Origin of the sequence: Pseudomonas sp. AAC, from assembly GCF_000725445.1 — a bacterium.
GTDB lineage: Bacteria > Pseudomonadota > Gammaproteobacteria > Pseudomonadales > Pseudomonadaceae > Pseudomonas > Pseudomonas citronellolis.
Genome location: NZ_KL647101.1, coordinates 183617 through 205340, shown reverse-complemented (window position 1 = coordinate 205340; position 21724 = coordinate 183617). Strand labels below are relative to the sequence as shown.

At 67.9% G+C, this 21724-nt stretch carries 17 protein-coding genes; 10 read left to right on the top strand and 7 right to left on the bottom strand.

The window, feature by feature from the left end:
- Positions 1 to 143 precede the first annotated feature (143 nt).
- Positions 144 to 2039: a propionyl-CoA synthetase gene (locus tag FG99_RS26405; protein WP_043273387.1), complete on the top strand. Its 1896-nt coding sequence runs from the start codon at positions 144 to 146 to the stop codon at positions 2037 to 2039.
- Between the two features lie 802 nt (positions 2040 to 2841).
- A complete protein-coding gene (locus tag FG99_RS26400) occupies positions 2842 to 5568 on the top strand; it encodes a winged helix-turn-helix domain-containing protein (RefSeq protein WP_043273174.1) in 2727 nt (908 codons plus the stop codon).
- 319 nt (positions 5569 to 5887) lie between these two features.
- On the opposite strand, the gene FG99_RS26395 is transcribed toward FG99_RS26400, so the two are convergent.
- A complete protein-coding gene (locus FG99_RS26395) occupies positions 5888 to 6745 on the bottom strand; it encodes a hypothetical protein (protein ID WP_009616021.1) in 858 nt (285 codons plus the stop codon).
- Positions 6746 to 6835: 90 nt separating this feature from the next.
- On the opposite strand from FG99_RS26395, the gene FG99_RS26390 reads away from it, so the two are divergent.
- Both FG99_RS26390 and FG99_RS26385 read left to right on the top strand, forming a co-directional pair.
- A complete protein-coding gene (locus tag FG99_RS26390) occupies positions 6836 to 7498 on the top strand; it encodes a TetR/AcrR family transcriptional regulator (protein WP_043273173.1) in 663 nt (220 codons plus the stop codon).
- 69 nt (positions 7499 to 7567) lie between these two features.
- Positions 7568 to 8506 (top strand): alpha/beta fold hydrolase, encoded by a 939-nt coding sequence (locus tag FG99_RS26385; RefSeq protein ID WP_043273172.1) that lies wholly within the window; start codon positions 7568 to 7570, stop codon positions 8504 to 8506.
- Between the two features lie 949 nt (positions 8507 to 9455).
- Here FG99_RS26385 and FG99_RS26375 read toward each other — a convergent pair.
- Positions 9456 to 10295 carry a metal-dependent hydrolase gene (locus tag FG99_RS26375; protein WP_043273170.1) on the bottom strand — a complete coding sequence of 280 codons (840 nt, stop codon included), beginning with the start codon at positions 10293 to 10295 and terminating at the stop codon, positions 9456 to 9458.
- 123 nt (positions 10296 to 10418) lie between these two features.
- Here FG99_RS26375 and FG99_RS26370 point away from each other — a divergent pair, with 123 nt between their 5' ends.
- From FG99_RS26370 to FG99_RS26360, 3 genes are all read left to right on the top strand, one after another.
- Positions 10419 to 11435, top strand: a complete 1017-nt coding sequence (locus tag FG99_RS26370; protein WP_043273169.1) for an AraC family transcriptional regulator — start codon at positions 10419 to 10421, stop codon at positions 11433 to 11435.
- Positions 11436 to 11508: 73 nt separating this feature from the next.
- Positions 11509 to 12153 (top strand): MBL fold metallo-hydrolase, encoded by a 645-nt coding sequence (locus FG99_RS26365; protein ID WP_009616027.1) that lies wholly within the window; start codon positions 11509 to 11511, stop codon positions 12151 to 12153.
- Between the two features lie 83 nt (positions 12154 to 12236).
- Positions 12237 to 12965: a YiaD family glycine zipper/OmpA-like lipoprotein gene (locus FG99_RS26360; RefSeq protein WP_009616028.1), complete on the top strand. Its 729-nt coding sequence runs from the start codon at positions 12237 to 12239 to the stop codon at positions 12963 to 12965.
- A gap of 125 nt (positions 12966 to 13090) precedes the next feature.
- Here FG99_RS26360 and FG99_RS26355 read toward each other — a convergent pair whose 3' ends face one another.
- From FG99_RS26355 to FG99_RS26335, 5 genes are all read right to left on the bottom strand, one after another.
- On the bottom strand, positions 13091 to 14512 hold the full coding sequence (locus tag FG99_RS26355; RefSeq protein ID WP_043273167.1) for an IS1182 family transposase: 1422 nt from the start codon (positions 14510 to 14512) through the stop codon (positions 13091 to 13093).
- A gap of 497 nt (positions 14513 to 15009) precedes the next feature.
- Positions 15010 to 15918 (bottom strand): acyltransferase, encoded by a 909-nt coding sequence (locus FG99_RS26350; protein WP_043273166.1) that lies wholly within the window; start codon positions 15916 to 15918, stop codon positions 15010 to 15012.
- 124 nt (positions 15919 to 16042) lie between these two features.
- A complete protein-coding gene (gene pta / locus FG99_RS26345) occupies positions 16043 to 18166 on the bottom strand; it encodes a phosphate acetyltransferase (protein ID WP_009616030.1) in 2124 nt (707 codons plus the stop codon).
- Positions 18167 to 18225: 59 nt separating this feature from the next.
- Entirely contained in the window at positions 18226 to 19413 is a 1188-nt protein-coding gene (locus FG99_RS26340; RefSeq protein ID WP_043273164.1) for an acetate kinase, read from the bottom strand.
- 7 nt (positions 19414 to 19420) lie between these two features.
- Positions 19421 to 19756: a DUF3565 domain-containing protein gene (locus FG99_RS26335; protein WP_081884745.1), complete on the bottom strand. Its 336-nt coding sequence runs from the start codon at positions 19754 to 19756 to the stop codon at positions 19421 to 19423.
- Between FG99_RS26335 and slyD the strand changes: the two genes are divergently transcribed.
- From slyD to FG99_RS26320, 3 genes are all read left to right on the top strand, one after another.
- On the top strand, positions 19725 to 20210 hold the full coding sequence (gene slyD, locus FG99_RS26330; RefSeq protein WP_009616033.1) for a peptidylprolyl isomerase: 486 nt from the start codon (positions 19725 to 19727) through the stop codon (positions 20208 to 20210). The genes FG99_RS26335 and slyD overlap by 32 nt on opposite strands.
- A gap of 203 nt (positions 20211 to 20413) precedes the next feature.
- Positions 20414 to 20896: a glutathione peroxidase gene (locus tag FG99_RS26325; protein WP_009616034.1), complete on the top strand. Its 483-nt coding sequence runs from the start codon at positions 20414 to 20416 to the stop codon at positions 20894 to 20896.
- A gap of 213 nt (positions 20897 to 21109) precedes the next feature.
- Positions 21110 to 21703 carry a TetR/AcrR family transcriptional regulator gene (locus FG99_RS26320; RefSeq protein ID WP_009616035.1) on the top strand — a complete coding sequence of 198 codons (594 nt, stop codon included), beginning with the start codon at positions 21110 to 21112 and terminating at the stop codon, positions 21701 to 21703.
- Positions 21704 to 21724: the final 21 nt, after the last annotated feature.

The window sequence follows — 21724 nt, the reverse complement described above, 5'->3', positions numbered from 1 at the left end:
CTGCCAGGGCAGCCGGCTCGGCCGCGGGGCGCGGTCTCCCGGGAAGGCGCCGCCGGCTTACGACCAAAGGTTGATGGCGGCTCCCCGCGGCCTGTCCATACTCGTTATTCGACCTCGATAAAAACAATTCAGAGGGTCAGATGATGAATTACCGGCAATCCCATGCCCGCTCCATTGCAGATCCTGCCGCCTTCTGGGCCGAACAGGCCGAGGCCGTGGCCTGGTACCAGCGCCCGCGCAACATCCTCGAAGCACTCCCCGACGGCAGCCACCGCTGGTTCGCCGATGGCCGCCTGAACAGCTGCTACCTGGCCCTGGACCGGCAGATCGCCCTGGGCCGCGGCGAGCAGGCGGCGCTGATCTACGACTCCCCGGTCACCGGTGTGCAGCAGCGCTACAGCTTCCGCGAGCTGCGCGACGAAGTGGCGCGCCTGGCCGGCGCCCTGCGCGCCCTGGGCGTGGGCAAGGGCGACGGGGTGATCATCTACATGCCGATGGTGCCCCAGGCGGCCATGGCCATGCTGGCCTGCGCGCGCATCGGCGCGGTGCACTCGGTGGTGTTCGGCGGCTTCGCCCCCTACGAGCTGGCGCTGCGCATCGACGACGCCAGGCCCAAGCTGATCCTCACCGCCTCCTGCGGCCTGGAGTTCGAGCGCGTCATCGAATACAAGCCGCTGGTGGACAAGGCCCTGGAGCTGGCCCTGCACCAGCCGGCCCAGGTGCTGGTCTGGCAGCGCCCGCAGGCGATGGCCGAGCTGCACGCCGGGCGCGACCTGGACTGGCGCGAGACGGTGGCCCACGCCGAGCCGGCCGACCCGGTGGAGGTGGCCAGCGGCGACCCGCTGTACATCATGTACACCTCCGGCACCACCGGTAAGCCCAAGGGCATAGTGCGCGACAACGGCGGCCACGCGGTGGCCCTGCACTACACGCTGCCGACCATCTTCGGCATGCAGCCGGGCGACGTCTGGTGGGGCATCTCCGACGTCGGCTGGGTGGTCGGCCACTCGCTGATCGTCTACGGCCCGCTGATGAACGGCTGCACCACGCTGTTCTACGAGGGCAAGCCGGTGCGCACGCCGGACGCCGGCAGCTACTGGCGGGTGATCGAGGAACACCAGGTCAACGCGCTGTTCTGCGCGCCAACGGCGATCCGCGCGATCCGCAAGGAAGACCCCAACGGCGAGCTGCTCAAGCGCTACGACCTGGGCTCGCTGCGCCAACTGTTCCTCGCCGGCGAGAAGCTCGACAGCAGCACCCACCAGTGGCTGGAGGAACTGACCGGCAAGCCGGTGTTCGACCACTGGTGGCAGACCGAGACCGGCTGGCCGGTGACCGCGCCCTGCACCGGGCTGGGCTGCCAGGAGCAGCGCGCCGGCTCCAGCAACCTGGCGGTGCCCGGCTACGACGTGCAGGTGGTGGACGAGGAGGGGCGCCTGCTGGCGCCGGGGCAGACCGGCTCGATCGTCATCGGCCTGCCGCTGCCGCCCGGCTGTGCGCAGACCCTCTGGAACGACCACCCGCGCTACCTCAGCGCCTACCTGCGGGCCTTCCCCGGCTACTACCACACCGGCGACGGCGGCTTCATCGACGAGGACGGCTTTGTCCACATCATGGGCCGCACCGACGACGTGATAAACGTCTCCGGCCACCGCCTGTCCACTGGCGAGATGGAAGAGCTGCTGGCGCTGCACGACGCGGTGGCCGAATGCGCGGTGATCGCGGTGCAGGACCCGCTCAAGGGCCACGTGCCGCTGGGCCTGGTGGTGCTCAAGGACGACGCGCGCGTCACCGAGGAGCAATTGCAGCGCGAACTGGTGGCGCTGGTCCGCGAGCGCATCGGCGCGCTGGCCTGCTTCCAGCGCGCGGTGGTGGTCAAGCGCCTGCCCAAGACGCGCTCGGGCAAGATCCTCCGCGCCGTGCTGCGCAAGATCGCCGATGGCGAGGACTACGCGCCGCCGTCCACCATCGACGACCCGGCCATCCTCGACGAAATCGCCGCCCGCCTGCAGGCCGTGGGCCTAGCCCGGGCCAGCTGAACCCACGCGCCGGCCTGCGGGCCGGCTTTTCTCCAGGGCCGCGTTGCGGCCCTTTTTTTGTCCATCTGCAGGCGCGGGCCCTGCCCGCGATTTCGCGCGCAGGGCGCGCTCCTACAGGGGAGCGGCGTAGGTGGGGCAGCGTAGGAGCGGATCTCATCCGCGAACCGCGCCGATACGCCCGGCCATCGCGGACAAGGTCCGCTCCTACGCCCGTGCCATCCTGGAATTGTAGGAGCGGGCCCTGCCCGCGATTCGCGCGCAGGGCGCGCTCCTACAGGGGAACAGCGCAGGTGGGGCAGCGTAGGAGCGGATCTCATCCGCGAATCGAGCCGATATGCCCGGCTATCGCGGACAAGGTCCGCTCCTACGCCCGTGCCATCCTGGAATTGTAGCGGGCCCTGCCCGCGATTCGCGCGCAGGGCGCGCTCCTACAGGGGGACGAGCCCCGTAGGATGGGTTGAGCGAAGCGATACCCATCACCACGGCAGCATGGGTTTCGCAGGCTCAACCCATCCTACGGAACACCTCGGCGTGGCCAGCCCATAGGCATCCCAACGCCCCGAAAACCGCGAACCCCATTACCTTTCCGATGATTGGCGGATATTCCGGCTGTGAATACGGAATCCCCTGCCGATACAGAAGAGGATGTTCCGTCGGAATATGTCGTATTTATCTGAGAATGCTGAATTATTTAGTGGCAAAACGCCGGGTTATGTAACAAATTCGGCTTCAAATAGCCCGGTCGAGCTACTAGGCTCGGCTACGAAGGATCCCTCATAAGAGCTAGAGCAAGCGCCAGGGCATGACCGACTTCTCGACTCTGCCACTCCCGCCGGAGAACGCCAGCCCGCCAGGCGGCAGCCGCTTCTATCGGCCGCCGCTGCCCGCCGGCTACGTCAGCCGCGCGCGGCTGTGCCAGCGCATGGGCGCGGGCCTGGGCGGGCGCCTGCTGCTGCTCTCGGCCCCGGCCGGGTTCGGCAAGAGCTCCCTGGCCATCGAGTTCTGCGAATCCCTGGCGCCGCACTGGCGCAGCCTGTGGCTGGGCCTGAGCGCGCGGGACAGCGACCCGGGGCGCTTCCTCGAGCGCCTGCTCGACGGGCTGCGCCTGTACCTGCCCAACCTCGGCGACGACGCCATGGCGGTGCTGAAGATGCGCCAGCGCCACCAGCCGTTCGCCTTCGAGGCCTGGCTCGACGACCTGCTCGACGAACTGGCCGAGCGCCTGTCCGCCGAGGCGCCGCTGCTGCTGGTGCTGGACGACTACCACCTGGCCCAGGGCGCGGTGCTCGACCGCTGCCTGCAATTCCTCCTCAACCACCAGCCGCCCGGCCTGGTGCTGCTGGTCACCAGCCGCCAGCGCCCGGACTGGCACCTGGCGCGCCTGCGCCTGTCGCGCCAGTTGCTGGAGCTCAGCGAGCAGGACTTGCGCCTGACCGCCGAGGAAACCGCCGCCCTGGTCTCGGCCAGCGGCACCCCGGCCAGCGAGGCGCTGGTCGAGCGCCTGATCGAACGCAGCGAAGGCTGGATCGCCGGCCTGCGCCTGTGGCTGCTGGCGCACCCCGAGGGCTTGGGCGGGCAGGGCTGCGATGCGCCGCTGAACGGCACCGAGGAACTGATCCGCGACTATTTGCTGGAAGAGGTGATCGACAAGCAGCCGCCGGAGGTCCAGGCCTTCCTGCTGCAGACGGCGCGCTTCGAACGCTTCTGCGGCGAACTGTGCGACGCCCTGCGCGACAGCCACGACAGCGCCGCCATCCTGCGCCACCTGCAGCGGCACCAGGTGTTCCTGGTGCCGCTGGACGAGCAGGGCCAGTGGTTCCGCTACCACCACCTGTTCTCCGACCTGCTGCTGGCCCGCGAACTGCCGGCCGACGGCCCCTCGGCGGGCTCGCTGCACCTGCGCGCCTGCCGCTGGTTCAGCTCCCGCGGGCTGCTCGACGAGGCGGTGGACCAGGCCCTGCGCGCCGGCCACCCGGAAGTGGCGGCGAGCCTGGTGCAGAGCCTGTCGGAAGAACAACTGCTGGCCGAGCAGAACGTCGCCACCCTGCTGCGCTGGAAGATGGACCTGCCCGACAGCCTGCTGGCCAGCACGCCGCGGCTGATCGTGCTGTACAGCTGGGCCCTGGCCCTGGCCTGCCAACTGGACGCCGCCGAGGAACTGGGCGCCCAGCTGGCGCGCTTCCTGCCCGCCGCCGACGCCGCCACCCAGGCCGACCTGCTGGCCCAGTGGCAGGCCCTGGCCGGGATCATCGCCCGCGGCCGCGGCGACATCGAAGGCGCCGAACGGCATTGCGCCGAGGCCCTGGCGCAGCTCCCGATGGAGCGCTCCGGGCCGCGCCTGATGTGCCTGTCGAGCCTGGCCAACCTGGCCATCGTGCGCGGCGATTCCTGGGGCGCCCGCGGCCTCAACCGCGAGGCCCTGGAGCTGGCGCAGCGCTTCGGCAACCCCTTGCTCGAAGCGCTGGTGCACTACGACCGCGCCCGCGGCCTGCAGGCCCGCGGCGAAGTCCTGCGCGCCAGCGAGGAACTGGAACAGGGCCTGGCGCGCCTGGCCGGGCAACCGGCGCACCGGCGCTACGCCGTGCGCGGCCGGCTGCTGATCTACCAGGGCTACCTGCGCGGCCTGGGCCTGCAAGGCGAGGAGGCGCGCCAGAAACTGCGCGCCGGCATCGAGGAGGCCCGCGCCTGCCGCGACGTCAGCCTGGTAATCGGCTACTGCGCGCTGGCCGGCCTGGAAGGGCGCCAGGGCAACTACACCCAGGCCTTCGCCCAACTGGCCGAGGCCGAGCGGCTGATGCACGTGTGGGACGTGCCGCCGGTCTACTACCTGTCGGTCATCACCCTGGTCAAATGCGAGCTGTGGCTGGCCCAGGGCCAGCTGGAGCTGGCCTCGGCCTGGCTGGAGCGCCTGGGCGAAACCTATTCGGGGGTGAACCCGGCGACACCGCCGGAGTGCCACCCGCAACTGCCGTACTACATCGAACTGCTGCAGGCGCAACTGGCCCGCCGCGAGGAGCGCCCGGCCGAGGCCGAGCGCCGCCTGCGCACGCTGATCGCCGCGGCCCAGCCGGCCGGGGCGCAGATGCCGGCGCGCCTGGCCCAGGCGCAACTGGCCGGCCTGCTGTTGCAGCAAGGCCGCGAGCGCGAGGCCCGCGAAGCGCTGGACGCCTGCCTGCAAGGCGCCGTCGGCGGGGCGCTGCTGCCCTTGCAGGAGCTGCTGGCCCAGGAACCGGACTGGCTGCGCGAGCAACTGGAGCAGCGCGCGCCCTGTCCATTGCAACGCTTGCTGCTGCAACGCCTGCCGGCCCAGGCGGAACGCCCGGCCACCCTCGCCGACGGCCTCAGCGGCCGCGAACTGGCGGTGCTGGAGCTGATCGCCCAGGGCCTGTCCAACCAGGAAATCAGCGAGCGCCTGTTCATCTCGCTGCATACCGTGAAGAGCCATGCGCGGCACATCAACGACAAGCTCGGGGTGGAACGGCGCACCCAGGCGGTGGCGCGGGCGAAGGTGTTGGGGTTGTTGCGTTAGCTTGGTTGCTTGGCTCTTCGTAGGAGCGAGCTTGCTCGCGAATGTGTTCTGCCGTTGGCTTCGGTGCTGGCCTTGAGAGCGCCCTCTCCCTAACCCTCTCCCTGAAGGGAGAGGGGACCGTTCGGCGTGGTCTGGTTTTCCCGAGTCAGCCGGCAGGCGCGGTGGTTTCCGGCTAAAACCATTCCTTCTCTCGGCACGGTCTAGCCCCCTCTCCCTTCAGGGAGAGGGCTGGGGAGAGGGAACGGAGTCGATCCGAAACACAACTGCTGCCGGTAAATCCCGTTCGCGAGCAAGCTCGCTCCTACAAGGGGCTGCCGTGCTACTCCTTCGGCGGACTCAAATCCAGCGCCTTCGGCGCCGGCGCACCCTTCGCCGGTTTGGCCAGTTGGCGCTGCACGTCGGCCTGGATGCCCTGCAGCACCGGCAGCAGCTCGCGCATGTTTTCCCGCACTTCCGGGTAGGGATGCTTGTCGGCGAACGCCTGCACCCGCGCCAGCAGCTGGCCGCGGGTTTCGCCGGGCAGGTGAATGAACAGCTCCGGCAACTGCTTGGCCAGTTCGGCGCTGTACAGCACCAGGTCCTGGCGCTCGAACTGCGCGGTCAGGTCCAGGTAGTCCAGGGCGCTGCTGGTCAGCATCGCCGCGGCGGCCTTGGCTTCCTGCATGCCCTTCAGGCGCACCGGGTTGCGCTGTTCGCTCTGCGCCAGGGTCATCCAGAATTCCACCGTCAGGTTGAACAGGATGGCCTGCTCGCGCAGCGAATAGCTCATCAGGCCCAGGGCTTCTGCGCCGTAGGGCTGCTTGGCGGCGCGGAAGTCGAAGTACAGGCGCATCAGCTCCTTGAGCTTGAACAGCACCTCGCGCGCCTCGTTCTGGCGCAGCTCCAGCGGCGCGTAAATGTTCATCTGCGGGCGGAAGTTCTCCTCGCTGACCATGCGCTGGTAGATCGGCCCGGTGAATTCGCCGCTGCGCCGCGGCAGGCTGTTGGCCTGGGTTTCCTCGATCTTCTTCAGCGCGTCGATCAGCTGCTGGTAGTCCTCGCTGGTCCAGGTGCGCTGGATGTCCGGGATGCGCTGGCCGAGGTAGAACAGCTCGTTGCCGGCGGCTGCGGCGGGGCGGCAGACGACCAGCAAAAGGATGGCCAGCGGCCACAGCAGGCGGCGTGTTAGGGTCGGCACGAACGGGCTTTCCTTGCGCGGGAGCGGTCGGCCTAGGTTAGCGACGGGCGGGGCCGGCGTCACCCCGCGCCTTGGTTGGGTGGAGGTGGCATGACGATCCAGGAATCCGGCGCGGTGCTGGCGGTGTTCGAGGACCTCGGCGGCTACGGCGCCCTGGCGCGCCAGGAGGGCAGCGGCGAGGGGCCGCTGGTCAACCACCTGCAGCGCGCCAACATCCAGTTGGCGAGCATCCCGGTGTTCGTCGCCAAGGGCCTGGCCGAGACTACGGTGAACGATCTGCTGGCGGCGGCCGGCGTCTCGCGGCGCACCTTCTACAAGTACTTCGACGGCAAGCTCGACGTGCTCGAAGGCATCTACCGCACCGCCGTGCAGCTGCTGCTGATGCGCTTCCGCGAGATGCGCACCGCCACCGGCAGCAGCGAGGCCTGGCTGCGCGCCATGGTCGCGCGTTTCTTCGACTACCACCAGGCGGTGGGGCCGATCATCCGCCTGATGCACGAGGAAGCGTTACGCTCCGACTCACTCCTGGCCGCGCACCGCCGCCAGGCGCTGCACGAGTTGCAGGCGCTGCTGGAGGAGCGTTTCGTCGGCGAGGGCGTCAAGCATGCGCCCCTGACCTACCAGGCGCTGCTCTGGGCCCTGGAGGCGGCCTCCCACGAACTGCTCGGCGGCGCCGTGCGGCCCGACCTGGAAGAGGTCAAGCGGGTGCTCGGCGACCTGCTGGTCGACAGCCTCTGCAAGCGCACTACCTAGGTTGGGCGCAACGCGGCGGGGCGCTGTGCTCTGATCGGGCATCGACAACAACGCGCACCGGAGTGCCCCATGTCCGCAACCTACAGCCTGCAACCGCCGCTGGCGGCCGGCTTCGCCCGCCTGGGCTTCGGCGCCCTGCCGCTGGAAGCCCTGATCGACCGCTACGCCCCGAGCGAGGCCGGTTCGCGCTTCATCGAGGTGGACGGCTTCCCGATCCATTACCGCGACGAGGGCGGCCGCGACAAGCCGGTGCTGGTGCTGGTGCACGGGGTGATGGCGTCGCTGCACACCTGGGACGGTTGGGTGGCGGAGATGGCCCGGCACTTCCGCATCGTCCGCCTCGACGTGCCCGGCTTCGGCCTCACCGGCGGCGGCCGCGACCGCGACTACAGCGGCGAGCGCCTGGTAAAGGTGTTCGGCCTGTTCCTCGAACGCCTGGGGCTGGACAAGGTGTCCATCGCCGGCAACTCCCTGGGCGGCTACATCGCCTGGAACTACGCCCTGGCCCAGCCGCACAGGGTGGAGCGGCTGATCCTGATCGACCCGGCCGGCTACCACATGCAGAAGGTGCCGCTGATGATCGCCAGCGCCGCGCTGCCCGGCGCCGGCCTGCTGATACCGGCCTGGATGCCGCGGGCCCTGGTGGCTCAGGGGATCAGGGAGGTCTACGGCAACCCGCAGCGCATCCAGCCCGGGGTGGTCGATCGCTACTACGACATCAGCCGCCGCCCGGGCAACCGCCGCGCCATGATCGACATTTTCCGCGTGCTGGTGAAGGCCAACCGCGAGGAACTGCCGGGCACCCCGGCGCGGGTGGCGCAGCTCAAGGTGCCGACGCTGCTGATGTGGGGCGAGCGCGACCGCTGGATCTCGCCGAAGCACGTGCCGCTGTGGCAGCGGGACTTGCCGGGCATCCAGGTGAAAACTTATCCCGGGGTGGGCCACATTCCCATGGAGGAGATTCCGCAGCAGACGGCGGCGGATGCGTTGCGCTTTCTGCATGCCTGATCGGGCCTGCGATGAAAAAGCCCCGGTTCGCCGGTAATGCTGTTCACTTAAGCGATAGGTAGTGGTTCAGCGAAGGTGCGCCAGCCTGGCTTCGCTCCCTCACCCCAGCCCTCTCCCAAAGGGAGAGGGGGCTGTTCGGAGCGTGCGGGGAGTTCGGAGTCATCCCGGAACGCCTACCTCCTCTCGTCACTCCCGAGAACGCGAACCCTGGGTTCGCGAGCAAGCTCGCTCCTACGAAAAGCCAAAGCGCATTCGCTCTGGCTTTTGCTCTTGAGACTTCCAGAGAAACATCCGCGCACTCCGAAACGCCCCTTCAGCAGGCCGAGCGAAACCGGCGCTCAGGAGGTCATGCGACATGGATGTCGCGAGAGCCCCGATGGGCTACAGGGACGTACCCTCGGGGCGGGCCTCCGTGGCGGGGGAATTCGCGAGGGTAGCCCGGCTCCATCGGGCCCGTATGTCGGGGCAAGCCTTTTTGGTTCCTTTTGTGGCGTTTGACAAAAGGGACTCGCCCGAGGGGGCGAAACAAGACGGTCGGGCAGACTCGGTGCGGCGCAGAAACACCCAAGCCAAGGCAACTGGGTTATTCCCCTTCGGGCCAGCGCAAGTATTGTTCGCGGCAATGACGAGGTTAAGGCCGGAGTGAGGCAAGCTTCGCGAGCCAAGCCATAACCCCAAATGAAAAATACCGTTTCCCCCAGGCAGAGAAACGGCATCCTTTCTTAAGTGAACAGCATTACCCGGTTCGCCGGAGCTTTTTCGTTGTGCAGGGGGAACGCCTTTCGTGCGGACCTGGACGCAGGCTGCGCCGAGGCGCTTTTCGTAGGATGGGTTGAGCCTGCGAAACCCATCGGGCCATGGTGATGGGTATCGCTTCGCTCAACGCCATCCTACGAAAAGCCGTAACACCAACGCCCCGACGAGGCGGGGTGTTGTGGGAAAGCCGGAATCAACCCGCATGCGCCATCGGCTGCGCATCGTATTCCTTGCGCACCTGGTACAGCAGGTCGAGGTTGTCGTGCTGCCACGGGTGGAAGTCCTTGCGGAAGAAGTCGCGGTATTCGCGCAGCAGCGGGCGGAACACGCCGTCCTTGCCCCAGCTCCATTTCAGGCCGTCGCGCCACACGCGCCAGTTCCACAGCAGGCCGTCGCGCTTGAGCATGTGCACCAGGCCGCGGAAGGTGTCGAGGACGAAGAAGAAGGTCGCCATCACCATCGCCCGGCGCAGCAGGCGGCGGCTGCCGCAGACCTGGTTGTAGACGTCGAAGGCCACCGCCTTGTGTTCGGTTTCCTCCAGCGCGTGCCAGCGCCACAGGCGTTGCATCACCGGCTCGGCGCCTTCCAGGGTGCGCGGGTTGGTGAGCAGGCCGTTGGCCATGATCGCGGTGATGTGCTCCAGCGCCGCGGTGGCCGCCAGTTGGCGGCGGGTGCTGAACTTCTTCTGGGTGTAGCGGATGCGCGCCTGGGCCAGCTTCTCGATGCGTGTGATGTCGTAGCCCTGGTCCTTCAGGCGCTGGCTGTACACCAGGTGCTCGCGGCTGTGGTGGCCTTCCTGGCCGATGAAGCCGCGGATCTGCTCCTTGAGCAGCGGGTCGGCGATCTGCTCGCGGAAGTTGCGCACCGAGTCGATGAAGAAGCGCTCGCCATCGGGGAAGAGCACCGACATGGCGTCGAACAGGTGCGACTTGAAGGCGTCCCCGCCGTGCCAGTGGCGCGGCAGCGGATCGGGCAGCTCGAAGTCCATGTGCCGTGGCTTGATTTCCAGTCCTGCGGGGGTCGTGCTGGCCATGACGGCTCCATTGTTGTGGGTTTCCATGGCACCGATCTTGGGCTTGCGGGGGAAGGCTCACAAGGTTATCTTCTGCCAAATTTCCGGTCATATCCGGCCAGCGGTCAGAACAAGAAGAAGCCCATGAAGCAACCGCTCAACTTCACCGCCGAACTGGTTCCCGTGGCCTACGCCCAGGCCCTGCTCGACCTCGCCGAGGAGCTCGGCGTGCCGCGCCAGCGCCTGTTCGAACTGGCCCGGGTGCGCCCTGAGGTGCTGCAAAGCCCGGCCGGGCGCCTGTCCTTCGTCGACTTCAACCTGCTCGCCGGCGCCGCCCTGGCCAACTGCGGCGAGCCGGCCTTCGGCCTGCTGCTGGGCCAGCGCCTGAACGTCTCCACCCACGGCATCCTCGGTTACGCGGTGCTGTCCAGCGCCAACCTGGAAAAGGCCATCGACTTCGCCCTCAAGTACTACCGCGTGCTGGGCCTGGCCTACGACCTGGAGCGCGTCGAGGAGCAGGACCGCTCGCAGCTGCGCGCCAGCGAGTCGATCCCCCTGGGGCCCATGCAGCGCTTCGCCGGCGAGGGCCTGATGACCAGCCTGTACACCATCGCCCGCTTCCTCGTCGGCGAGCCGCTGCAGGGCGTGGAGGTCGGCTTCGCCTTCCCCGCGCCGCCCTACGCCGAGCGCTACACCGAGGTGTTCGGCGTGGCGGCGGCCTTCGACCAGCCGTTCCACTTCATCAGCCTGCCGCGGGAATACCTCAACCGCCCCATGGCCCTGGCCAACCCGGCCACGGTGCAGATGTGCGAGCAGCAGTGCGAGGCGCTGCTGGCCAGCCTGGACGTGCAGGAAGGCCTGCTCACCCGCATCCGCCGCCTGCTGCTGGCGCGCCCCGGCGAGTTCCCCGACCTGGACAGCGCCGCCCGCGAGCTGCACACCAGCGGCCGCAGCCTGCGCCGGCACCTGTCCAGCCTGGGCACCACCTACCAGCAGGTGCTGGACGACGTGCGCAAGCGCCTGGCCCTGCAGTACCTCACCACCACCCACTTGCCGCTGTACGAGATCGCCCTGCTGCTGGGCTTCAACGACCCGTCGAACTTCCGCCGGGCGTTCCGCAAGTGGACCGGCAAGCTGCCCACCGACTACCGCGCCGACTGAACACGGGGAGTTGAAGCGCAGCGGCTTTGCCGTCACCCTTGGCGTTTGTCGAAACCTGTCAGGAAATACCCCCATGGACGCCGCCCAGCCCGCGCTGATCCGCGAAACCTTCCCCGTCGGCCCCCTGCAGTGCAACTGCACCATCATCGGCGACCCCGTGACGAAGAAGGCCATCGTGGTCGACCCGGGCGGCGACCACGAGCTGATCCTGCAGCGCCTCGACGCCCTGGGCCTCAAGGTCGTCAGCATCATCCACACCCATGCGCACCTGGATCACTTCCTCGCCTCCGGGCAGATGAAGGAGAAGACCGGCGCCACCCTGCACCTGCACCAGGGCGACCAGTTCCTCTGGGACAACCTGGAGATGCAGTGCCGCATGTTCGGCGTGCCCTACAAGCCGGTGCCGTCGCCGGACCAGTGGCTGCAGGACGACGAGGAGCTGGCCTGCGGCTGCGGCGTGGCGCTGCACACCCCGGGGCACACGCCGGGCTCGATGAGCTTCTGGTTCCCCGGCGCCAGGCTGCTGATCGCCGGCGACACCCTGTTCCGCCGCGGCATCGGCCGCACCGACCTGTGGGGCGGCGACTACGCCACCATCGAGCGTTCGATCAAACAGCGCCTGTACAGCCTGGACGAGGAGGCCACCGTGGTTACCGGCCACGGCCCGGACACGCGCCTGGGCGATGAAATGCGCGAGAATCCGTTCATTCGTGCTTAAGGTTGTTGTGGAATCTTTTGCACGTTCCAAGCTCTAACCTGCCGCCCGGGAAAGGGCGTATCGCTTTCAAGGAGTCCTCCTTCATGTTCACCGCACGTCGTCTGTCCATGGTCGCGGCCGTCACCGCCTTCGCTCTCATGGCCGGTTGCGCCTCGCAGAATCCCTATGACCCCAACACCCAGGTCCCGCAGGAGGGCGGCGTGAGCAAGACCGCCAAGTACGGCGGCCTGGGCGCGCTGGCCGGCGCCGTGGCCGGCGCGGCGATCAACCACGACAACCGCGGCAAGGGCGCGCTGATCGGCGCCGCGGTGGCCGGCATGGCCGGTGCCGGCTACGGCTACTACGCCGACAAGCAGGAAGCCCAGCTGCGCCAGCAGATGCAGGGCACCGGCGTGCAGGTGCAGCGCCAGGGCGATGACATCAAGCTGATCATGCCGGGCAACATCACCTTCGCCACCGACTCGGCGAACATCGCTCCGTCCTTCTACGCGCCGCTGAACAACCTGGCGAACTCCTTCAAGCAGTTCAACCAGAACAGCATCGAGATCGTCGGCTACACCGACAGCACCGGCAGCCGCCAGCACAACATGGACCTGTCGCAGCGCCGGGCGCAGAGCGTGGCGACCTACCTGACCTCACAGGGCGTCGACGGTACTCGCGTGAGCACCCGCGGCATGGGGCCGGACCAGCCGATTGCCAGTAACTCCACTGCTGATGGTCGTGCGCAGAACCGTCGCGTCGAGGTGAACCTGAAGGCCCTGCCGGGCGCCCAGGGCACTGCGCCGCAAGGTGGCCAGCAGCAGTATCAGTAAGCGTTGCCTGGATGAAGAAAGCCCGGCGAATCAGGCCGTGTGAAAATACCCTGACTGCAGGCCAAGCCAACGCCCCGACTGGTTCGGGGCGTTGGTGTTTCTGGGCCATGGAAAAAGGGTGGGCTTTAGCCCATCAGCTCGATCAACCGGCGAGCACCGAGCACATTGAGGGCCCGTTTCAGGTTGTAAGCGTTGACCGCCAAGGCCATTTCCGTGCGCGCCCCCTGCAACTGGCGGAGCAGGAAGCGGCCGTTGCCCAGGATCCACTGTTTCAGGTTGCCGAAGGGATGTTCGACGATGGACCGGCGCCTGACCATCATCTCCGGATGGGCCTGCATCCGCTGCTGCATGCGCTCGAAAGCCGCTTCATGGGCATGCCGGGTGACGTGTCGGCGTTTGGCTTTCGTGCACTGCGGCTGCAAGGGGCAAGCGCTGCAATCGGTGCGGGCCGCATAGATGCGCTGCTTGCCGTTCACCTGCTTGAGCGGCAGCCATTCGCCCGCCGGGCATTGGTACTGGTCGGTTTCCGCGTCGTAGGTAAAGGCGCTGCGGTCGAACAGCGCGGGACCGTCGCCCTGATTGTTGATCCCCCGATTCGCCGGCACATAGGCGGTGATGCCGGCCTCGTCACAGGCCTGGAACTGCTCGCCATTGGAGTAGCCGGCATCCGCCGTGACCGTCAAGTGCGCCTGTTCCAGCACGGCCTGGGCGGCCTTGGCCATGGGTTCCAGTTGCTGGTTGTCGCTGCCGTCCTGGGTCACCGCATGATGCAGGATCAGGCCATGCTCACCATCCACCGCACTCTGCACGTTGAAGGCCACCTTGACTCCTTGGTGAGTGCGCATCAGGCGGGCTTCGCTCTCGCCAACCACGAATTGCTCCAGCCCCTGCGCCTCCATCAGTGCCTGGGCTGTCAGGTTGTCGGCATGCCGGTTCTCCAGGTGTTGCAGCGCGGCCTTGACCGCGCTGCGATCGACCACTTCAGTCGCTTCGCTACGGTCGGCCTCGTCCAGCTCCGCCAGATAGCGGGCAATCTGCGCCTCCAGCTTGGCCTGTTGGCGTTTGAGCTTGGCCAGGCTCAGGTGCTTGCGCTGCGACGCCACCGCCTGGAACTTGCTGCCATCGATGGCCACCAGTTGGCCACTGATCAGCCCCACCTGACGGCAGAACTGCACGAAGGCCCGGCAGGTCGCCTGAAAGGCCGCCCCATTGTCCTTGCGGAAGTCGGCAATGGTCTTGAAGTCCGGTGCCAACCGGCCCAGCAACCACATCACCTCGACATTGCGCCGGCACTCGGCTTCCAGCCGGCGCGAGGAACGGATGCGCTGGAAGTAGCCGTACAGGTAAAGCTTGAGCAGGTCCGCGGGATCGTAGGCCGGCCGCCCCGTCTTCTGCGGCTGCGCTTTGCTGAAACCCAGGACCTGCAGGTCCAGCTGCGCCACATAGGCCTCGATCACCCGCACCAGATGGTCCTCGGGAACCAGTTCGTCCAATGACGGAGGAAACAGACTGTCCTGACCGCGCGCCTCTCCCTGGATGTAGCCCATAAACGACAATGCCCGTATCGATCGATACGGGCATTGTCTTCGGCCTCCACTCAGACGGCTAGGTTTTCACACGGCCTGGGTTGGCGGGCTTTTTGTTGGGACAGGGGTATTGGTCGTGCCACCGGGGCGTCCGGCGTTATCCGCCCTACGCCAGGCTTGACCGTGACGTAGGGCGCATAACCGTTCGCGGTTATCCGCCGTTTCACCTTCACCACGACCCACGCCAAAGTCGAACCCGAAGTCGCCTCGGGCCAAGGCCAGACGGCGGATAACGCCGTAGGCGTTATGCGCCCTACGCCAGGCTTGACCGTGACGTAGGGCGGATAACCGTTCGTGGTTATCCGCCGTTTCACCTTCACCACAACCCACGCCAAGCCCCGTAGGATGGGTTGAGCGAAGCGATACCCATCACCAGGGTTCGATGGGTATCGCTTCGCTCAACCCATCCTACGAAAAGCGCCTCGGCGTATGCGGCCCCACCCGAAAAGCGCACCCCCTCAAGCCCCCGCCGGATACTCCCGGTGCAACTGCGTCAGCATCTGATCCTTGCGCTCCCACAGCTGGTTCACCCAGCGCTGGAACTCCGCCCGGTAATCCGCATCCTGGTCGTAGCTCTTGCCGATGAACTGCCGCGGGATCTCCAGCTCCTCGAAGCGCACCACCACGCGCTTCAGGCGCCCGGACAGCAGGCACCAGAAGGTCGGGCTGCCGTCGGGGTAGTGGATGGTCACGTTGACCAGGGTGCGCAGCTGCTCGCCCATGGCGTCGAGGACGAAGGCGATGCCGCCGGCCTTGGGCTTGAGCAGGTGCTGGAACGGCGAGCCCTGCTCGTCGTGCTTGGCGCGGGTGAAGCGGGTGCCTTCGAGGAAGTTGAAGATGGCCACCGGGATGCGCTTGAACTTGGCGCAGGCCTTGCGGGTGGTGGCCAGGTCCTGGCCCTGCTTCTCCGGGTGTTTCGCCAGGTAGGCCTTGCTGTAGCGCTTCATGAAGGGGAAATCCAGCGCCCACCAGCACAGGCCGATGACGGGCACCCAGATCAGCTGCTGCTTGAGGAAGAAGCGCAGCAGCGGGATGCGCCGGTTGAGCTGGTACTGCAGGACGAGGATGTCGACCCAGCTCTGATGGTTGCTGGTGACCAGATAGGAATGGTCGTACTCCAGGCCTTCCAGGCCCTGGACGTTCCAGCCGGTGCGCTGCACCAGGTTCATCCAGCCCTTGTTGCAGCTGATCCAGCCTTCGGCGATCAGCCCCATGATCCGCCGGCAAACCGCCTGGGCCGGGGCGAAGGGCAGCAGCAGCTTGAACAGCGTCATGCCGAACAGCGGGACGCACCAGCACAGGGTGCTGAGGATCAGCAGCAGGCCGGCGAGCGAGCCGCGCAGGGCATGGGGAAGGAAGTTGAGCATGGATGTTCCTTGTACATGGGCGACGCTCGGGGCGGCGCGTGGTCGGGGTTCCGGCCCCGCTGTTCGGGTGGCACCTTCCTGTGCCGGCGTTGGCCTGGGCCGCCACTGGGCGGCCCTCCATCGATCAGGTCTGTTGCGTGTCGGCCTGGATCGCGGTGAGCGCGATGGTGTAGACGATGTCTTCCACCAGGGCGCCGCGCGACAGGTCGTTCACCGGCTTGCGCAAGCCTTGCAGCATGGGGCCGATGCTGATGCAGTCGGCGCTGCGCTGCACCGCCTTGTAGGTGGTGTTCCCGGTGTTCAGGTCGGGGAACACGTACACCGTGGCGCGGCCGGCCACCGGGCTGTCGGGGGCCTTCTGGCGGCCGACGCCGGCGACGGCGGCGGCATCATACTGCAAGGGCCCGTCGATCAACAGATCGGGGCGTTTTTCCTGCGCGATGCGCGTCGCTTCCCGCACTTTCTCGACATCGGCGCCGGTTCCCGAGTCCCCCGTGGAGTAGCTGATCATCGCCACCCGCGGGACGATGCCGAAGGCCTGCGCCGAGTCGGCACTCTGCAGGGCGATCTCCGCCAGGTCACTGGCCGAAGGATCGGGATTCACCGCGCAGTCGCCGTAGACCACCACCTGGTCGGGCAGCAGCATGAAGAACACCGAGGACACCAGGTTGTAGCCCGGCGCGGTCTTGATCAGCTGCAGCGCCGGGCGGATGGTGTTGGCGGTGGTGTGGATGGCGCCGGAGACCAGGCCGTCCACTTCCTCCAGGGCAAGCATCATGGTGCCCAGCACCACGTTGTCTTCCAACTGCTGCTCGGCCATGGGCGCGTTGAGGTTCTTGCCCTTGCGCAGCTTCACCATGGGCTCGACGTAGCGGCTACGCACCAGGTCCGGGTCGATGACCTCCAGGTCCGCCGGCAGGGCGATGCCGAGCATCTGCGCCACCGCCTGGACGTCGTCGGGCTTGGCCAGCAGCACGCAGCGGGCGATGCCGCGGGCGTGGCAGATCACCGCCGCCTGCACGGTGCGCGGCTCGCTGCCTTCGGGCAGGACGATGCGCTTGCCGGCGCGGGCGGCGCGCTGCGTCAACTGGTAGCGGAACACCGGCGGCGACAGGCGCGGCTCGTGGGGCGCGCCGCAGCGCTCGCGCAGCCATTCGAAGTCGATGTGCCCGGCGACGTACTCGGTGACGTGCTCGGCGCGCTCGCGGTCGTCGATGGGGATTTCCTTGTTCATCCGCGTCAGGTCGCCGGCGGTGTCGTAGGAGCCGGTGTTCACCGTCAGCACCGGCAGGCCGCTCTGCAGGGCGCTGCGGCACAGTTCCATGATCCGCGCGTCCGGCGCCAGGCCGCTGCACAGCAGCAGGCCGGCCAGGGGCACGCCGTTCATCGCCGCCAGGCAGGCGGCGAGGATGATGTCGTCGCGGTCGCCCGGCACCACCACCAGCACGCCGGGCTTGAGCAGGTGCACGGTGTTCGGCGCCGAGGGCGCGCAGAGGATGATCTTCTGCACCCGGCGCTGCTCGTAGTCGCCGGCGTTGAGCACGCTGGCGTTGAGCAGGTCGGCCACGTCGCGGGTGCGCGGGGCGTTGAGGTCGTCCTGCCAGGGGATGCAGCCGAGCAGGCGGAACTCGCCGCCGCGCATCAGCGCCGAGTGCTCGCTCAGGCGCGAGGCGAAGCGCTGGGCGGCGGCCTCGCCTTCCAGCGGGCGGCCTTCCTCGTCGACGTCGCGGACCTTGTTGAGGATCACCCCGAGCAGCTTCGGGTCGTGGGCGCCGCCGAACAGCTGGGCCTGGATCTCCAGGCGGTCGCACAGCTCGTTGAGCGTCTCGTTCTCCGGCGCCGAGACCAGGATGACCTCGGCGTCGGTGCTCTTGGCCAGGTGGAAGTTGATGCGCGCGGCGTAGCTGACGTGGCGGGTGGGGACCATGCCCTCGATGATCATCACGTCCTGGCCTTCGGCGGCGGCCCGGTACTCGTGGATGATGCCTTCGAGCAGGTCGTCCAGCAGGCCGTCGCCGAGCATCCGCTCGACCTTGCCCAGGGGCAGCGGGGTGGGCGGCTTCAGGCCGTGGGTGCGGGCCACCAGCTCGCTGGAGCGTTCCGGGCCGTCGTCGCCGGGTTGCGGCTGGGCGATGGGTTTGTAGAAGCCGACCTTCAGGCCGGCGCGCTGCAGGGCGCGGATCAGCCCGAGGCTGATGGAGGTGAGGCCGACGCCAAAGCCGGTCGGGGCGATGAAGAAGGTATGCATCCGGGCTCCTTAAGCCGTTCGGGTTCGCTGCGGCCCTTGTGGGGCCGGGGAGGCAATCTTCAGCCGAGCACGGCCAGGGTGTCGAGGGCGATCTGGCGTTCCTCGTTGGTCGGGATCACCAGCACCCGCGGATGGCCCTGGGCGTGGATCGGCCCCTCGACGCCGCGCACGCAGCGGGCGTTGGCCTCGCCGTCGAGCTGCAGGTTCATCACGTGCAGGTGCTGCACCGTGAGGTTGCGCACCAGGGGCGAGTTCTCGCCGATGCCGCCGGTGAAGATCAGCCCGTCCAGGCGCGGCAGGGCGCAGGTCATGGCCGCCAGGGACTTGGCCAGGCGGTAGCAGAACACCTCGATGGCCAGCGCCGCGTTGGCGTGGCCCTGCTCGCGGGCGTGCTCCAGGGTGCGCATGTCGTTGGACAGGCCGGACAGCCCGAGCAGGCCGCTGTCGTGGTTGAGCATGTGGTCGATCTTCTCCAGGCTCCAGCCCAGGGTGCGCGCCAGGTGGCTGTGCAGGTTGGGGTCGACGTCGCCGCTGCGGGTGCCCATCACCAGGCCTTCCAGGGGCGTCAGGCCCATGCTGGTATCGCGGCTCTGGCCCTCGGCGATGGCGCAGGTGGAGCTGCCGTTGCCCAGGTGCGCGGAGATCCAGTAGCTGTCGCCCAGGGCCAGGCCGCTGATCTCGGCGGCGCGGTGGCTGACGTAGCGGTGGCTGGTGCCGTGGAAGCCGTAGCGGCGCACGTGCTGCTCGCGGTACAGCGGCTCCGGCAGGGCGTAGCGGTAGGCGCGCGGCGGCAGGCTCTGGTGGAAGGCGGTGTCGAACACGGCGACGTGGGGCAGCTGTGGATAAAGCGCCATGGCCGCCTCGATGCCCAGCAGGTTGGCCGGGTTGTGCAGCGGCGCCAGGGGCACGGTGTCGCGGATCGCCTGGAGCACCTCGGCGTCGATCCGGCAGGCCTGGGTGAAGCGCTCGCCGCCGTGCACCACGCGGTGGCCGATGGCGTGCAGCGGGCCCTTAACGGCCTGCTCCACCAGCGGCAGCAGGCGCGCCAGGGCGATCTCGTGGCCGGCGCCGTCGCCCAGTTCCAGGCTGTCGCGCTGGCCGCCGCGCACCCAGCCGAGCACCGCGCCGGGCTCGCCCAGGCGCTCGGCCAGGCCGTGCAGGACGAAGCCCTCGCGGTCCTCGCCGGCCAGGGCGAACTTGATCGAGGAACTGCCGCAGTTGATTACCAGGATGTTGCGTGCCGCCATGCTCGTCTCAGTCCTTGTCGTCGGAGTGGGTTGCCCGGGCGCACCAGCCGCAGGCGAAGGGCCGGCCGATCAGCGCCGCGCGGGCCTTTGCGTCCAGCACCCAGGGGCGCGACTGCCAGGGCGGCTGGTGGCGCAGGTGCTGGGTGTGGCCGCAGGACAACACTGCCACCCAGTGGCCGTCCTCGTCCTGATGGAAGTCAAGCAGGCGCGGCGGCTCGCGCACGGGCCATCCGTCCGCCTTCGGGTCGCTTTCATCCCCGGCCCGGCGTAGACTTGTCCGCTCAACTTCTTTTTCGGAAAGGTTCTTCCCCATGCAGATCGCAGCCAACAAGGCGGTTTCCATCGACTATACCCTGACCAACGATGCAGGTGAGGTCATCGACAGTTCCGCCGGCGGCGCTCCGCTGGTGTACCTGCATGGTGCCGGCAACATCATCTCCGGTCTGGAGAAGGCCCTGGAAGGCAAGCAGGTCGGCGACGAGCTGGACGTGGCCATCGAGCCGGGCGAAGCCTACGGCGAATACAGCGCCGAGCTGGTCGCCACCCTGAGCCGCGAAATGTTCGAAGGCGTCGACGAGCTGCAGGTCGGCATGCAATTCCACGCTTCCGCTCCGGACGGCGGCATGCAGATCGTCACCATCCGCGACATCGACGGCGACGACGTGACCGTCGACGGCAACCACCCGCTGGCCGGCCAGCGCCTGAACTTCAAGGTCAAGGTGGTCAACGTGCGCGAAGCTTCCGAGGAAGAAGTCGCCCACGGCCACATCCATGGCGAGGGCGGCCACCACCACTGAGGTGTTTCGTCGGGCCGATTGATGGCCCGGTGACACCCGGTCGGAGCTGCTAAGCTTGTACCCGTGAAAGGCGCCTGAGGGCGCCTTTCGCATGCACGGACGCTGGGCCTTTTTCCCGAACCGACTGGGATGCGCCGCGTGGACGACTTGTCCGGCCGGGCGCACGGCACTTCGTGTGCCTATTTCATTCAAGGAGTACTCCAATGAGCGCTTTTCACGATCTGACTCTGCGTGGCCTGGATGGCCAGGATCTGCCGCTCTCCCCATTGAAGGGCAAGGTGGTGCTGGTGGTGAACGTCGCCTCCAGGTGTGGTCTGACCCCGCAGTACGCCGGGCTGGAGAAGCTCTACCAGCAATACCGCGACCGCGGCTTCGTGGTCCTGGGCCTGCCCTGCAACCAGTTCGCCGGCCAGGAGCCGGGCAGCGAGGCGGACATCCAGTCGTTCTGCTCGCTGAACTACGGCGTCAGCTTCCCGATGTCGGCCAAGCTCGAGGTCAACGGCCCCGAGCGCCATCCGCTGTACCGCCTGCTGGCGGGCGAGGGCGCCGAGTTCCCCGGCGACATCACCTGGAACTTCGAGAAGTTCCTGCTCGCCCCCGACGGCCGCGTGCTGGCGCGCTTCAGCCCGCGCACCGCGCCGGACGACGCGGCCCTGGTGCAGGCCATCGAGAAGGCCCTGGGCTGAGCCCGCGCACCGGCAGGAGAGGGCGCTTGCGCCAATCCTGCCGGCATTTCCCTCATCCATGCCAGCTGTCCCATGGAGGGCTTCGACGAGGTGCGCCTGCGCTTCGCGCTGGAGCGGCACGTCAGTTGGCACTGAGGCCGCTGCCTGTGGCGCAGAATCACCGCCATCAATAGTGCTGGGCAGGGCGAGACGACCGGTCATATCCTGCGCCCCATGAACACCAGCATCCGACTCGACAAGCGCGACCTCATCCTGGCCAAGGGCTCGGCGGTCATGACCCGCTGCGGCTACCACGGCACCGGGGTGCAGGACATCGTCCAGGCCGCGGGCATTCCCAAGGGCTCCTTCTACCACTACTTCGAGAGCAAGGAAGACTTCGCCCTGCAGGCCCTGGAGCACATCTACGGCTCGCGCCTGCAGCGCTACGCCGAGGCCCTGGGCAACCCGGCGCTGGGCCCGCGCGCGCGCATCCTCGGCTACTACGCCGAGCTGCTGGCGCACTTCGCCCGCCAGGAGAAGGCCGAGTACCACTGCTTCATCGGCAGCCTCAGCTTCGAGATGGCCGAACTGTCGCCGGCCATCGGCGCCCAGGTCGACGCCATCCTCCAGCGCGGCGCCGACATCCTCCGCGACTGCCTGGCCGAGGCGCAGCGCGCCGGCGAGCTGGCCGCGGACGAGGACTGCGAGAACCTCGCCAACTTCATCGCCAACGCCTGGCAAGGCGTGCTGGGGCGGCTGAAGGCGAGCGGCTCGCTGCAACCCATGGAAGCCTTCATCGCCCGCCTGGAGCGGGTGCTGGCGGCCTGAACATCATGCAACCCACTGACG